Origin of the sequence: Rathayibacter sp. AY1B6 (assembly GCF_002932755.1) — a bacterium.
In the GTDB taxonomy this organism is placed as follows: Bacteria; Actinomycetota; Actinomycetes; order Actinomycetales; family Microbacteriaceae; genus Rathayibacter.
Map to the genome: position 1 here is coordinate 40,507 of NZ_PSWL01000027.1, position 13,517 is coordinate 54,023.

Here is a 13,517-nt window from a genome sequence, read left to right on the forward strand (position 1 = left end):
GGTCCCTCATGCAGCCGTTCCCCGCCCCGCCCCGCCAGGTGCAGATCGGCGACGCGGCCGCGTTCGCCGCCGTCACTCCGCGGGCGATCCGCCACTACCACCGGCTCGGCCTGCTCCCCGAGCGCGAGCGGGGCGGCGACGGCCGTCGACGGTACGGCTACGACGACATCATCCGGCTGCTCTGGATCCGCCGCCTGGCCGACGCCGGGGTCGCACTCGAGGACATCCGGGACGCCTTCGCCGTCGCAGCCCCGGCCGGCGCCGAGAGCAGCGCCGACCGCGAGGACGAGGTCGCGGGTGTCCTCGCGCGGCTGGACGACGCGCTCGCCGCGCAGGAGGAGGATCTGCAGCGGAAGCGGGCCTCAGTGCGGCGCATGCTGACCCTCGGCGGCCGGCTGGGGCTGCTCGACGACATCGTCTCGCGCCGCCTCGAGGGCGCGCCCGAGGGCTCGCTCCGCCAGGCCGACCTCGACACCCTGCTGGTCACCGAGCGGATGTTCGGCCCGCTGGGCGCCGTCTCCCAGGCCGGCCGCTTCGTCGTCCTGGCCGCCGATCCGGCGCTGCGGGCGGAGGCCGACCGCGTCGACGCCGCCGAGGAGGCACTCGACGACACGGTCGCCGTGGACGACCCCCGCGTGGAGCTGGTGGCGCGGGAGCGGCACGCCTTCGAGACCCGGCTGATGCGCGTCGTCGAGGAGTCCGGTCAGCTCGAGGAGGACGAGGCGGTCTTCGACGCGTGGGACGAGGCGCACCCGCCCGAGGACCCCGCGCCGGCCCCCGATCCCGCGCAGGGCTCGCGCGCCAGGAGCGCCGGCGAGATCATCCGGAGCCTGCCCTACGACGTCTCGCCGGCCCGCCTGCGCGCGATGGAGCTGGCGATGCGGCTGGGGATGGAGGAGGCGCCGGCGCCCTGAGACGCGGGGTCACGCCCGACCGGTCACCCCAGTGCCTCGCGCAGCACCTCCAGTGCCCGCTCCCGGTCGCCGGTCCCGCCGCCCTCGTGACCGCTGTACGGCCAGACGTCGATCGACGTCTCGCCGCCCGAGACGTTGTGGGCGGCGAAGACCGTCGAGGGCGGGCAGATCGGGTCCATCAGGCCGACCGAGCGGTGCACCCGGCAGCGCAGCCGCTGCGAGAAGTGGACGCCGTCGACGTAGGAGAGGGTCCGCTCGACGGCGGCGAGGTCCTCGGGGCGGGTCGCCAGATAACGCGCGATCTCCACGTACGGCGCCTCGTTCGTGATGGTCGTGGCACGCAGGACGTCGGAGAGGAACGGCACCAGGGCGATCGCCGCGCGGACCCGGGGTCGCAGCGCCGCCGCCGCGGTCGCGAGCGCTCCGCCCTGGCTGCCGCCGAAGACCGCCACGCGATCCGGGTCCAGCCCGGGGAGCGCCTCCACGGCGTCGACGGCGAGCGCCGCGTCCGCGATCAGGCGCCGGTAGTAGTACGTCTCGGGCGACTCGATGCCGCGGGTGGTGACCCCGGGGTAGGCGGGTCCGCTGCCGTGGGGGTCGGGAGTGGCTCCGGAGCGGGCGAGGCGGCCGGCTCCCTGGCCGCGCGCGTCGACGACCAGGTGCGCGAACCCGGCGGCGGCGACCCAGAGGTGCTCGATCGGCCGGCCCCGTCCACTCCCGTAGCCGGGATACTCGATCACCACGGGGAGCGGAGCGCCCGGGTCGACCGCGGGGGTCACGAGCCAGGCGGCGATCGGCTCGCCCGCGAAGCCGGGGAACCGCACGTCCCGGACGCGGACCAGCGGGAGGCCCGCGTCCACCGGAGCGGCGCTGACGGCGCTTCCGCCCTCCCGCCCGAGCGCGAGGGTGCCCCGCCAGAAGGCGTCGAAGTCCTCGGGCTCCGCGACCTCCGCCTGGAACTCGCGGAGAGCGGCGAGGGGGCGATCCGTGAACACCGGGTCAGCCTTTCAGACCGGAGTGCGCGAGCCCTTCCACGAACTGCCGCTGAGCGAGGAGGAACACGGCCAGCACGGGCACGACCGTCATCGTCGCCGCGGCGAGCTGGACGTCCCACATCTCCCCGCCGTAGGCGTCGGTGAAGCGGGTGAGCGCCTGGGGCAGGGTGAAGAGCTCGGGCGAGGTCAGGTAGACCGTCGGCTCGAGGTACATGTTCCAGGACCCGAGGAAGGTCAGGATGGCGACGGCCGACAGCGCGGGCTTGGACAGCGGCAGGAAGATGCGCCGCCAGATCCCGAAGCGGCCGAGGCCGTCCAGGCGCGCGGCCTCCTCCAGCTCGCCGGGCATCGCGATGAAGTACTGCCGCATGATGAACGTGCCCAGCACCGCCGGCGCTCCGACCATCGGCACCAGCAGCAGCGGCACGTGGGTGTCGATGAAGCCGAGCTGCCGGAAGATCTGGAACAGCGGGATGATCGTCACCTCCGTCGGCACCAGCAGGCCGGTGAGGACGACGAGGAACACCGCATTGCGTCCCGGGAACGGGATCCGCGCGAAGGCGTAGCCGGCCAGGCTCGACACCAGCAGCGTCACCACGGTGACCGTGACCGCGATGTAGAGGCTGTTCCAGTACTGGAGCGCGAACGGCTGGAACCTGAACGCCTCGGCGTAGCCCGCCAGGCTCGGCGAGTCCGGCAGCAGGGTCGGCGGGTTGGAGAAGATCTCGTTCACCGGCTTGAACGACGAGGCGATCATCCAGAACGTCGGCACCGCGAACGGCAGCACGAGCAGGATCAGGGTCACGACGAGCAGGGCGGTCATGAGCGGGCTGCGGCCGCGGCGGCGCTTGACGGGCGGCTCCGGGACGGCTTCGAGGCGTGGCGTGAGCGGGGTCCCCTGCTCGACGACGGCGTCAGTTCTCATAGAAGACCCATTTCTTGCGCAGCTGCCACTGCACGACCGTGAGGATCAGGACGAAGAGGAGCAGCATCAGCGAGAGCGTCGCGCCGTAGCCGATGTCGCTGAACTCGAAGGCCTGTTGGAACACGTAGTAGACGAGCACTGTCGTCGACAGCTCGGGCCCGCCCTCGGTCAGGACGGCGACCTGCGCGAACGCCTGCAGCGAGCCGACGATCGTGAGGATGGCGGTGAGGAGCAGCGTGGGCGAGATGAGCGGGAGCGTGATCCGGAAGAAGATCGCGCGGGGGCTCGCGCCGTCGAGGCGGGCCGCCTCGTAGAGGTCGCCCGGCACTCCCTGCAGCGCGGCGAGGAAGAGCACCATGTTGACGCCGACGCTGCGGATGACCTGCGTGACGATGACGCTCGCCATCGCGGTGGGCCCCTCCTGGAGCCAGTTCGGCCCGTCGAGGCCGACCAGCGAGAGCAGGCCGTTGATCGCGCCGTTGTCCTGGAGGAGGAAGCCCCAGACGAGGGTCCAGGCGACCACCGAGATGACGACGGGCGAGAAGAAGAGCGTGCGGAACAGGGCGCCGCCCGGGATCCTCCGGTTGAGCAGCACGGCCAGGCCCAGCCCGAGGGCGAGGTTCAGGATCACCACTCCCCCGGAGAAGACCGCGGTCGTGCCGAGGACCGCGCCGATGCTCGGGTCGTTGATCGCCCGCTCGTAGTTCTCGCCGCCCACGAAGGTCATGGAGCCGGTGAAGACGTTCCACTCGTTGAGGCTGAACCAGACCGCGAGCCCGACGGGCAGCAGCACGAACACGATCACACCGAGCAGCTGGGGCGCGATGAAGAGCCAGCCGGCGAGCGCGTCGCGGCGCCGGAGGTTCCAGTAGGCGCCGGTGGGAGCGGATCGGCGGCTGTCCGTCGAGGTCGCGGTCACGGGATCACTTCCCCTGGAGGACGGGCGCGATGGCGTCGCAGACGCCTCCGAGCACCTCGGCGACATCGGCGTCGGCCGACCACATGCGGTCCAGCGCCGTCTTGCCGACCGAGGTGATCTCGGCGGGGCTCGTCACCGGAGGGGTGGCGGACACGTCGGCCAGCTCGTCGACCACGACGCGGTCGAGCTGCTCGGCGCTGAGCTTCGTGTTGACCTTGGCCAGCTCCTCGCCGGACAGCAGCGATTCGCGGGGCGGCGGGAAGAACTGCGCGAGCTTGGCGGAGTTCTCCGGATTGGTCATGAACGAGAGGAAGCCGGTCGCCTCCTCCACGTGGTCGCCGCCCGCGAGCGCGGCCATGCCTGCCTGGCCGATGTTGCCGTACTCGCCGGCGGGGCCGACGGGCAGCGGGTAGATCTCGAACGGGAACGAGCCGTCGAGCAGGCTCGCGCGCGAGACCTGCGCGGTCGTGAACGCGGCGTCGCCGGCGAAGAAGTCCGCCGTCACGCCGGGCCCGGGGGTCGCGCCGCTGACGTAGACCGAGTCGTGGAAGAACTGGAACGCCTCCACCATCTCGGGCGAGTCCATCGTGCACTGGGTCCCGTCGTCGCTCCACGGCTGGGCTCCCCAGCCCGCCCAGAGGTTCGCGAGGCTCAGCCAGCCCGAGAAGTCGAAGTCGCGGATGATGTAGCCGGCCTTGCCGGTCGACTCGTTGACGGCCGCGCCGATGCGGTCGACGTCCTCCCAGCTGAGGGTCGCGGGGTCGACGGTCTGCCCGGCCTGCGCGATGAGGTCCTGGTTCACGTACAGCGCGAACGGCGAGTTCGAGAACGGGTACGCGTAGAGCTCGCCGTCCTGGCTGAACGACTGCGCCACGCTGGGCAGGATGTCGTCGTACTCGTAGCCCTCGGTCCCCTCGAAGGTCTCGGTCAGCGGAGCGAGCGCTCCGGCGTCGATCAGGTCCTTCGCGATGTCGCCCACCCAGGCGAGGTCGGGGGCGTTGCCGCCCGCGGCCTGCGTGGTCAGGGTCGAGTTGTAGTCCGCGAACGGGAGGGACTCGAAGGTCACGGACTCGATCTCGGGGTGGTCGGCGATGTACTCGTCGGCCATCGAGTCGAACAGGGCGAGCTGCTTCTCGTCGGAGGTCCAGACGGACATCCTCAGAGCGACGGGTGCTGAGTCGTCCCCGCCGCCGGCGGCGCCGCAGCCCGAGAGGGCGGCGATCACTCCGACTGCGGCGAGCGAGGCCATCAGCTTCTTCGCTGGTCTCATCGTCTCTCTTTCTCCAATGGTCTTCTCGGTGTTCCCGGTCAGTACCCGACGACGTCGGGCCAGTGGGTCTCTACGCCGCGCGACTCGAGCCTCGCCTGCAGGCGGGCGACGAGGGCGGGGTCGGCGGCGATCTCGTGGGGCGACAGGTCCTCGGCGAGGGCGAGGGCCGCCAGCTCGCCGACGGCCTCGCCGATGTTCCACTCCACGGGGTGGAGGCGGTACGCGCCGTTGGTGATGTGCGTCGTCCCGATGTTCTTGCCCCCGGGCAGCAGGTTCGTCGGGGTGCGCGGGACGAGGGCGCCGAGCGGGATCTCGAACGGCGAGCACTCCACGTCGAGGTAGTTGTCGCCCCCGGTGGTCGGGTGCAGGTCGATCCGGTACATTCCCACGCCCACGGAGTCGTCGAAGCGCGCGGGGCTCCCCGTCCCGCGGGCGGCGACGGAGACGTCCTGCTCGCGCACCGTGGTGAGCGCGCGGATCCGGCGGGACTCGCGGATGTAGGGGGCCTGCGCGAGGCCGTCGGCGGTGCCCATCACGTCGCCGCGGAGCCGGAGACCGGGCCAGCCGCGGCCGCCGTCGGGACGGGGCGCCTCGGTCTGGAGCCAGTAGAAGTACGACAGCGAGAGCGCGCGGGCGCCGGCGAGGTGCTTCTCCGGCTCCGGCACGTCGAGGATCGAGCTGTCGAGGTAGTCGAGCATCGGCCAGTTCGCGAGCACGATGTCGCTGTCGAGCGCGCCCGGCCGGAGGGTCTCGGTCGCGAGGATGCGGCGGAACATCCAGAGGTCGGTGTCCCCGCCCTGCGCGCGCTGGTCCGCGGTGCGGGTGTCGCCCACGGCGTTCACGTGCATCGTGCGGGTCTCGGGGCGCAGCGTCCTCGGGTTGGGCGCGGTGAAGGACAGCAGCTTCCCGCCCCAGAAGGGCACCTCGTACTCGTGCCAGTAGTCGTAGTCGGCCGGGCGCTCGACGGTGTGGTCGCCGTCCGCGCTGTCGAAGCCGAAGCACCAGGTGACGGCCTGCACGTTCATCGGGTCGGCGACGGCGGGAGCGCTGGGCTCGCCGTGCTCGTCGCGCGACTCGGAGCCCGTGACGTAGTCGACCTCCGCGAGCGGGAGCAGCTCCCCCGTCTCGGTCGCGTCGACCACGTACCGCCCGGAGACGGCGAGCTCCTCGCCCGAGACCGCGTCGCGCAGCAGGACGCGCTCGATCCTGCCCGGGCCGCCGTCGACGGCGAAGGGGACGACGCCGGTGACGACGCGGATCGCTCCGCTCGAGCGATAGGGGGCGAGCATCTCGTCGAGCACGGCGACGGCGACGCGGGGCTCGGCGCAGAGCCGGCTCACGAGTCCACGGCCGGGATTCAGGCGCTCGTCGCGCATCGCCTCGGCGGTGAGGGGGTAGTTGCGGCGGTAGTAGCCGCGGATGCCGTCGCGGAGGCGCCGGTAGTCGGCGGTGACTCCGAACTGCTCGACCCAGGTGTGCTCGTCCGGCGGGACGCCCTGCGAGGTGAGCTGGCCGCCCAGCCACGGGTACTGCTCGGTCAGGACGACCGAGAGGCCGTTGCGAGCGAGGGCGATCGCCGCTGCCACTCCTCCGAGACCGCCGCCGATCACGGCGACATCTGCTTGCATCGGGGTCACGCGTCCGCCTCGTCCTCGTCGACAGTCTGGATCATCGGCCCGTTACCCATGGGTAATACGTATTGCCGATTGGTTAGACCGTAACGCACGAGTGTCCGGTTGGCAACGGTCTCCGCCGTTCCGAGCGACGCCGCGGCGTCCCGCGGGCGTCCTCAGCCGGGAGTGGGCCGGATGTCAGGGCTCGGTGGCATGCTCGACCCCGAGCGCGGCCGGCGGGCGGCGGCGCGGAGCGGAGCAGCATGATCGGGTTGGATCTCACCGGGCGCACGGCCCTCGTCACGGGGTCGGGGCAGGGCATCGGGCTGGCCATCGCGACGACGCTCGCGGAGGCGGGCGCCGAGGTGATCGTGAACGCCCGCTCCGAGCGGTCGATCCGCCGGGCGATCGAGGCCGTCAGCGCGGCGGTGCCGGAGGCGCGGGTGCGCGGAGTCGCGGCCGACGTGTCGACGGAGAAGGGCACGGCCTCCCTCCTGCGCGCGGCCGCCGAGGTGGACGTGCTCGTCAACAACCTCGGGATCTTCGGGTCCGCCGATGCGCTCTCCATCGACGACGACGAGTGGCGCCGCTACTTCGAGGTCAACGTGCTCACCGGCGTGCGCCTCACCCGCGCCTACCTCCCCGGGATGATGGAGCGCGCGTGGGGCCGCGTCCTCTACATCGGCAGCGACTCCGCCGTCGTCACGCCCGCCGAGATGATCCACTACGGAGTGTCGAAGACGGCGCTGCTGGGCGTCTCGCGCGGCTTCGCCAAGGCGGCCGCCGGCACCGGGGTGACGGTGAACAGCGTGCTCGCCGGGCCGACCCACACGGGCGGCGTCGAGGACTTCGTCTACGAGCTGGTCGACCGCGAGCTGCCGTGGGAGGAGGCGCAGCGCGAGTTCATGCGCCTGCACCGGCCGCAGTCGCTGCTGAAGCGCCTCATCGAGCCGGAGGAGATCGCCCACATGGTGGCGTACCTCGCCTCCCCGCTCGCCTCGGCCACCACGGGCGCCGCCGTGCGCGTCGACGGCGGCTACATCGACTCGATCGTGCCGTAGCGCCCGCTGCCGGTGCGTCTCCCGGCGTCGGCCGTCAGCGCGGAGGGGCGACCGAGCCGCCGGGGCGCCACGGGCCGCCGATGCGCTCCTGGAGGAGCGGCGCGGCGGGGTCGGCGAGGCGGGCGAGCAGCGCCTCCACTCCGCGGCGGCCGAGCTCGCGGCCGGGCGCGACGAGCAGGTCGAGCGCGGGGTCGGCCAGGTCGGCGACGTCGGGGTCGGAGGCGAGCAGCACGATCGAGACGTCCTCGGGCACCCGCAGGCCGCGGTGTCGCACCTCGTGCGCGAACCCGACGGCGGCGCCTCCGTTGACGATCACCGCGGCGGTCGCGGAGCCGGGGTCGAACGAGCGGGCGAGCGCGCGGCCGCCGGCGGGCGACTCCTCGCAGCGCAGCAGCACGCCCTCGACGCCGCGGGCGGCGCAGGCGAGCGCGAACGCCTCCTGCGTGCGGGCGTAGGGGCCGAAGTCGGCCGCGGCGTCGCGGTCCGGGCCGAGCACGAGCGCCACCCGGGCGTGCCCGAGACCGGCGAGCCGGCCGAGCGCCTCCTCGACCATCCCCTCGAAGTCGATGTCGACCCAGTCGAGGGCCGACGGGTCGCGGGTGCGGCCGATCAGGGCGAAGGGGGTGCCGGAGTCGCGCAGAATCGGCACGCGCTCGTCCTCGCTGGTGACCTGCATCAGCACGACGCCGTCGATCAGGCCGTCGGCGCGCAGGTCGGCGAGGCGGTCGGAGCCGCCGACCGTCGGCCAGAGGACGATCGAGTGGTCCTGCTCCGCCGCGGCCTCGGCCGCTCCGAGCAGGAACGAGGTGGCGGTGTTGAGCGGCCGGCTCGACACGAGCGGATAGACGACCGCGACGATCCCGGAGCGGCGCCGCGCGAGGGCGCGGGCCAGGGCGTGCGGCCGGAAGCCGAGCTCGCGCATCGCCGCCCGCACCCGCTCGCGGGTCTCGGGCGAGACGGGCTTGGTGTCGTTGACCACGAACGACACGGTCGCGATCGAGACCCCCGCGAGGCGCGCGACGTCCCTCATCGTGGCCACCGCGCCTCCTCCGCTCGCGCCGCCCGGCCGTGGTTGACGCGGGGCGGACGTCTCCCGCATCCTAGGAGACGCGGCCGGTAAAGCGGTTAACCCCGTGTCGGGCCGCCCCACTGCCGCACCGTCTCCACCGTCGAAGAAGGAACACCGTGACCACACCCTCCTCCCCCGTCCGCGTCCTCGTCTGGGGCGAGAACCGCCATGAGCAGATCGAGGAGAAGGTCCGCGCGATCTACCCCGACGGCATGCACAGCACGATCGCCGACGGCATCCGCGAGAACCTCGGCGAGCGCGCCACCGTCTCCACCACCACGCTCGACGAGCCCGAGCACGGCCTCACCGAGGACGTCCTCGACGCCACCGACGTGCTGGTCTGGTGGGGCCACATGGCCCACGGCGACGTCTCCGACGAGATCGTCGAGCGCGTCCAGCGCCACGTCCTCTCGGGCATGGGCCTCGTCGTCCTGCACTCCGGCCACTGGTCGAAGATCTTCGGCAAGCTCATGGGCACCACCTGCACGCTGCGCTGGCGCTCGGAGGAGGACCGCGAGCTGGTCTGGACCATCGACCCCACGCACCCCATCGCCCAGGGGATCCCGCACCCCTTCGTGATCCCCCAGCAGGAGATGTACGGCGAGTTCTTCGACGTGCCGGCGCCCGACGAGCTCGTGTTCCTCTCGACCTTCACAGGCGGTGAGGTCTTCCGCTCCGGCATGACCTGGAAGCGCGGCCACGGGCGCATCTTCTTCTTCTCCCCCGGCGACCAGGACTATCCCGTCTACCACCAGGCCGAGGTGCGCCGCGTGATCGCGAACGGCGTCGAGTGGGTGCGCTCCTCGCGCCCCGAGCGCCGCCTCCCGGTGCTGCAGCGCTACGAGACCGAGGACTTCCACAACGGCCAGGACTACGAGGGAGCGCTCGTCCGATGACGGTCCGCCTCGTCCAGGTCGGCGCCGGCGCGATGGGTCGCGCCTGGATCCGCACCATCCGCGACTCCCCGGACGCCGAGCTCGTCGGCCTGGTCGACCTCGACGTCGACCTCGCCACGGCGGCGGCGGAGGAGGAGGGGGTCGGCCCGGTCGCGGTCGGCACCTCCGTCGCCGAGGTCGCCGCGCGCTCCGGCGCCGACGCCGTGGTCAACGTGACCGTGCCGCGGGCCCACCTGCCCGTCAGCTCGGAGGCGCTGTTCGCCGGGCTGCCCGTGCTCTCGGAGAAGCCGATCGCGCCGACCATCGCCGAGGCGCTGGTGCTCGCGGCGACGGCCGAGGCCTCCGGCCGACTCCTGATGACCAGCCAGTCGCGCCGCTACTACGCGGCGATCACCGCCTTCCGCGAGCAGATCGCGGGACTCGGGCAGCTGGGCACCGCCTCCGTGCACTTCGCGAAGGCGCCCCGCTTCGGCGGCTTCCGCGACGAGATGGACCACGTGCTCCTGGTCGACATGGCGATCCACGCCTTCGACGCGGCGCGGTACCTGCTCGACAGCGACCCGGTCGCGGTCTACTGCGAGGAGTACAACCCGGGCTGGAGCTGGTACGCCGACGGAGCAGCGGCGAGCGCCGTGTTCGAGTTCGCCGGCGGAGTGCGCTTCAGCTACACCGGCAGCTGGTGCGCCGACGGCCTCGAGACCTCGTGGAACGGCGACTGGCGCGTGAACGGAGCCGGCGGCACCGCGCACTGGGACGGCGACGGCGCCCCGGAGTGGCAGTCGCGCGAGTCGGAGGCGGTGCGGACCGCCACGCTCCAGCCGGTGCCCGAGGAGATCGCGGGCTCGCTCGCGGAGTTCGTGCGGGTGCTGGGCTCGGGGGCGGTGCCCTCGGGCGAGGTGCACTCGAACGTGCGGAGCCTCGCGATGGTGGAGGCGGCGGTCCGCTCCTCCGAGACGGGCTCACGGGTGCGGCTCGAGGAGGTGCTGGAGGAGGGGTACGCGGAGGCGCTGACGCTCGCTCGCGACGAGCGCGTCCGCGCGGCCCTCGCCTCCTGGGGCTCGGCCGCGGCGGGCCTCGCGCGCTGACGACGCCGCCCGGCGGCGTCGCGGCTCCGCCACCGCGCGTTCGCCGGGCGGACACCTGCGGTCGGCGGAGCGTTCACCGGAGGCGGCCAGCGTGAGCGGGTTCCTTCGAAGCCGCTCAGGAGACCCGTGTCCTCTCGCCGTACCCGCACCCGCACCCGTACCGCCGCCCTCGCCCTCACCGTGACCCTCGCCGGCTGCACCGTCGGAGCCGCGGCCCTGCCCGCCTCCGCCGCGGGCGACTCCTTCTTCACCCGCATCGCCACGGTGCCGGCCTACCTGAACGCGGCCGACCCTGCCGTCGATGCCGCGGTCGCCGAGATCTCGAGCGCGTCGCCCGACGGTCGCCTGGTCTACTCGACGGACTCCGCCGGGCAGCGCATCAACGTCCTCGACATCTCGGACCCCGACTCCCCGGAGCCGCTCGGCGGCGTCGGCGTAGGCGGCGAGCCGACCTCGGTCTACGCGACCGGCGAGTACGTGCTCGCGGTGGTGGACACGAGCGACGGCGACTTCGCGAACCCCTCCGGCCACGTCAGCGTCCTGCACGCCGACGACCTCGCGCCCGTCGCGAGCATCGAGCTCGGCGGCCAGCCCGACTCCATCGACGTCACCACCGACGGCTCGACCGCGGTGATCGCGATCGAGAACCAGCGCGACGAGGACCTCGCCCCCGAGGGCGGCGAGGAGGGCGACCTCCCGCAGGCGCCCGCCGGGGAGCTCGTGGTGATGGACCTCGCGGGCGACCCCTCGGCCTGGGTGCCGGAGCACGTCGACCTGACCGGTCTCGCCGGCCTCGACACCCCGTCCGACCCCGAGCCCGAGTACGTCTCGATCGACCCGGCCGACACCGCGGTCGCCGTGACGCTGCAGGAGAACAACGCCGTCGCGATCGTCGACCTGGCCACGCGCTCCGTCACCGCCTCCTACACCGCGGGCACCGCCTCCGTCAGCGGCATCGACACGCTCGACGACGACTCGATCTCGCTGACCGGCTCGATCACCGACGTCCCGCGCGAGCCCGACGCGATCGGCTGGGTCGGCGACGACCACGTCGCGATCGCGAACGAGGGCGACTGGAAGGGCGGCACGCGCGGCTGGTCGATCCTCGACGCCGCGACCGGGGCCGTGCAGTGGGACGCCGGCAACTCCTTCGACCACCTCGCGGTGCGCCTCGGGCTCTACCCGGACAAGCGCTCCGACGCCAAGGGCTCCGAGCCCGAGGGTCTGCTCTCGGCGACCTTCGACGGCGTGCCCTACGTGTTCGTCGGGGCCGAGCGGGCGAACTTCGTGGCCGTCTACGACGTCTCGGATCCGACCGCCCCGCGCTTCGTGCAGGCGCTGCCGTCGACTCCCGGCCCGGAGGGGCTGCTCGCCCTGCCCGAGCGCGATCTGCTGGTCGTCTCGAGCGAGACCGACGACGCCGAGGCCGCCGTCCGCGCGAGCGTGCAGCTCTACGCGCTCGGCGCCTCCACCCCCGCGTTCCCGACCGTGCTGTCGGCCGACGTCGACGGATCGCCGCTGCCCTGGGGTGCGCTCTCGGGCCTCTCGACCGACCCGGCCGACTCCGAGCGCCTGTACGCGGTGAGCGACAGCGCGTACGCGCCGAGCACTCTCCACTCCATCGACACCTCCGTCTCGCCGGCGCTGCTCGACACGACGCTCACGGTGACCGAGGGCGGCGAGCCCGCCGCTCTGGACCTGGAGGGGATCGCCGCGCGCGCCGACGGGGGCTTCTGGGCCGTGACGGAGGGCGCGACCGGCGACGGCAACGCGCTCCTGCGACTCGACGCGGACGCCGCGGTGACCGAGCGGATCGTCCTCCCCGCGGAGCTCGCCTCCGCACTGGGCAAGCAGGGCTTCGAGGGAGTGGCCGTCGAGGACGGCGCCGACGGCGAGATCGTCTGGACGGCGCTGCAGCGCGAGGCCTCGATCGACGCCGAGGGCGTGGTCCGGATCGGGCGCTACGACGTCGCCGCCGGGACCTGGAGCTTCTTCGGCTACCCGCTGGAGGCCGTGTCCGGTGCGGACGGCGACTGGAACGGGCTCTCGGAGATCACGCTGACCCCCGCGGGCACGCTCGCGGTGATCGAGCGCGACAAGCTCAACGGGCCGGACGCCGCGCTGAAGGCCGTGTACACGGTGCCGCTGCCGACGGGCGCCGGCGCGGCGGTCGGCGAGACGCTGCCGATGCTCGAGAAGACCCTCGCGGTCGACGTGCTGCCCGCACTGCAGGCCGGGAACGGCTGGACCCAGGAGAAGCTCGAGGGCCTCGGGATCACCGGCTCCGGCGAGGTGTTCGCGGTGACCGACAACGACGGCGTGGACGACGCGAACGGCGAGACGGTGCTCGCCTCGCTCGGCTCCGCGGAGTCCCTGTTCGGGGCGGGGACGGTGCCGACTCCTGCGCCGACGGTGGCGCCGACTGCTGGGCCGACGGTGGCGCCGACTGCGCAGCCCACTGTGGCGCCCACGGTCGCACCCACTGCTGAGCCCACTGCTGAGCCCACCGCTCAGCCGACCGCTCAGCCGACTGCTCAGCCCTCGGCCGAGCCGACCCGCACGCCGGCTCCCGCTCCGGCCGGCGCCGTTCCTCCGCGGACCGGCTCGGGACTCGCGAGCACCGGCGTCGAGACGGGCTGGACCGCCGCGGCGGCCCTCGCCCTGCTCGCCGGTGGAGCGCTCGCGCTCGGAGTGACGCGCCGCCGCCGCGACGCGCGCTGACACGCGCTGACGCGTCCCGCCATCGAGGGAACCCCGACCCGTCGAGGGA

The 13,517-nt window shown here is 73.0% G+C and carries 11 protein-coding genes; 5 read left to right on the top strand and 6 right to left on the bottom strand.

What is annotated here, in order from left to right; translation table 11 throughout:
• Nucleotides 1-8: 8 nt before the first annotated feature.
• Complete coding sequence (locus C5D08_RS13845; protein WP_104277530.1) at nt 9-914, top strand: MerR family transcriptional regulator; 906 nt, start codon at nt 9-11, stop codon at nt 912-914.
• Nucleotides 915-937: 23 nt separating this feature from the next.
• Here C5D08_RS13845 and C5D08_RS13850 read toward each other — a convergent pair whose 3' ends face one another.
• Genes C5D08_RS13850 through C5D08_RS13870 form a run of 5 tightly spaced genes read right to left on the bottom strand, consistent with a single transcriptional unit; the run spans nt 938 to nt 6,651 of the window.
• Complete coding sequence (locus tag C5D08_RS13850; RefSeq protein WP_104277531.1) at nt 938-1,909, bottom strand: acetylxylan esterase; 972 nt, start codon at nt 1,907-1,909, stop codon at nt 938-940.
• A gap of 4 nt (nt 1,910-1,913) precedes the next feature.
• Entirely contained in the window at nt 1,914-2,834 is a 921-nt protein-coding gene (locus C5D08_RS13855; RefSeq protein WP_244229554.1) for a carbohydrate ABC transporter permease, read from the bottom strand.
• Nucleotides 2,824-3,753, bottom strand: coding sequence for a carbohydrate ABC transporter permease (locus C5D08_RS13860; RefSeq protein WP_104282119.1), 930 nt, complete (start codon nt 3,751-3,753; stop codon nt 2,824-2,826). The genes C5D08_RS13855 and C5D08_RS13860 overlap by 11 nt, the downstream gene beginning before the upstream one ends.
• A gap of 4 nt (nt 3,754-3,757) precedes the next feature.
• Entirely contained in the window at nt 3,758-5,023 is a 1,266-nt protein-coding gene (locus C5D08_RS13865; protein WP_104277533.1) for a sugar ABC transporter substrate-binding protein, read from the bottom strand.
• A gap of 38 nt (nt 5,024-5,061) precedes the next feature.
• Nucleotides 5,062-6,651, bottom strand: coding sequence for an FAD-dependent oxidoreductase (locus tag C5D08_RS13870; protein ID WP_104277539.1), 1,590 nt, complete (start codon nt 6,649-6,651; stop codon nt 5,062-5,064).
• Between the two features lie 251 nt (nt 6,652-6,902).
• Here C5D08_RS13870 and C5D08_RS13875 point away from each other — a divergent pair, with 251 nt between their 5' ends.
• On the top strand, nt 6,903-7,697 hold the full coding sequence (locus C5D08_RS13875) for an SDR family NAD(P)-dependent oxidoreductase (RefSeq protein ID WP_104277540.1): 795 nt from the start codon (nt 6,903-6,905) through the stop codon (nt 7,695-7,697).
• 34 nt (nt 7,698-7,731) lie between these two features.
• On the opposite strand, the gene C5D08_RS13880 is transcribed toward C5D08_RS13875, so the two are convergent.
• A complete protein-coding gene (locus C5D08_RS13880) occupies nt 7,732-8,727 on the bottom strand; it encodes a LacI family DNA-binding transcriptional regulator (RefSeq protein WP_258065274.1) in 996 nt (331 codons plus the stop codon).
• Between the two features lie 155 nt (nt 8,728-8,882).
• On the opposite strand from C5D08_RS13880, the gene C5D08_RS13885 reads away from it, so the two are divergent.
• The 3 genes from C5D08_RS13885 (at nt 8,883) to C5D08_RS13895 (ending at nt 13,468) form a co-directional block, all read left to right on the top strand.
• Complete coding sequence (locus C5D08_RS13885; RefSeq protein WP_104277535.1) at nt 8,883-9,662, top strand: ThuA domain-containing protein; 780 nt, start codon at nt 8,883-8,885, stop codon at nt 9,660-9,662.
• Entirely contained in the window at nt 9,659-10,747 is a 1,089-nt protein-coding gene (locus C5D08_RS13890) for a Gfo/Idh/MocA family protein (RefSeq protein WP_104277536.1), read from the top strand. Before C5D08_RS13885 ends, C5D08_RS13890 begins: the two co-directional genes overlap by 4 nt.
• Nucleotides 10,748-10,873: 126 nt before the next feature.
• Nucleotides 10,874-13,468 carry an esterase-like activity of phytase family protein gene (locus C5D08_RS13895; protein WP_146086148.1) on the top strand — a complete coding sequence of 865 codons (2,595 nt, stop codon included), beginning with the start codon at nt 10,874-10,876 and terminating at the stop codon, nt 13,466-13,468.
• The last annotated feature ends 49 nt before the right edge of the window (nt 13,469-13,517 follow it).

Excerpts from the sequence above, each read along its gene's own strand:
- C5D08_RS13890 (WP_104277536.1), top strand. The coding sequence starts at position 9,659 with ATGACGGTCCGCCTCGTCCAGGTCGGCGCCGGCGCGATGGGTCGCGCC.
- C5D08_RS13880 (WP_258065274.1), bottom strand. The coding sequence starts at position 8,727 with ATGAGGGACGTCGCGCGCCTCGCGGGGGTCTCGATCGCGACCGTGTCG.
- C5D08_RS13870 (WP_104277539.1), bottom strand. The coding sequence starts at position 6,651 with ATGCAAGCAGATGTCGCCGTGATCGGCGGCGGTCTCGGAGGAGTGGCA.
- C5D08_RS13845 (WP_104277530.1), top strand. The coding sequence starts at position 9 with ATGCAGCCGTTCCCCGCCCCGCCCCGCCAGGTGCAGATCGGCGACGCG.
- C5D08_RS13865 (WP_104277533.1), bottom strand. The coding sequence starts at position 5,023 with ATGAGACCAGCGAAGAAGCTGATGGCCTCGCTCGCCGCAGTCGGAGTG.
- C5D08_RS13855 (WP_244229554.1), bottom strand. The coding sequence starts at position 2,834 with ATGAGAACTGACGCCGTCGTCGAGCAGGGGACCCCGCTCACGCCACGC.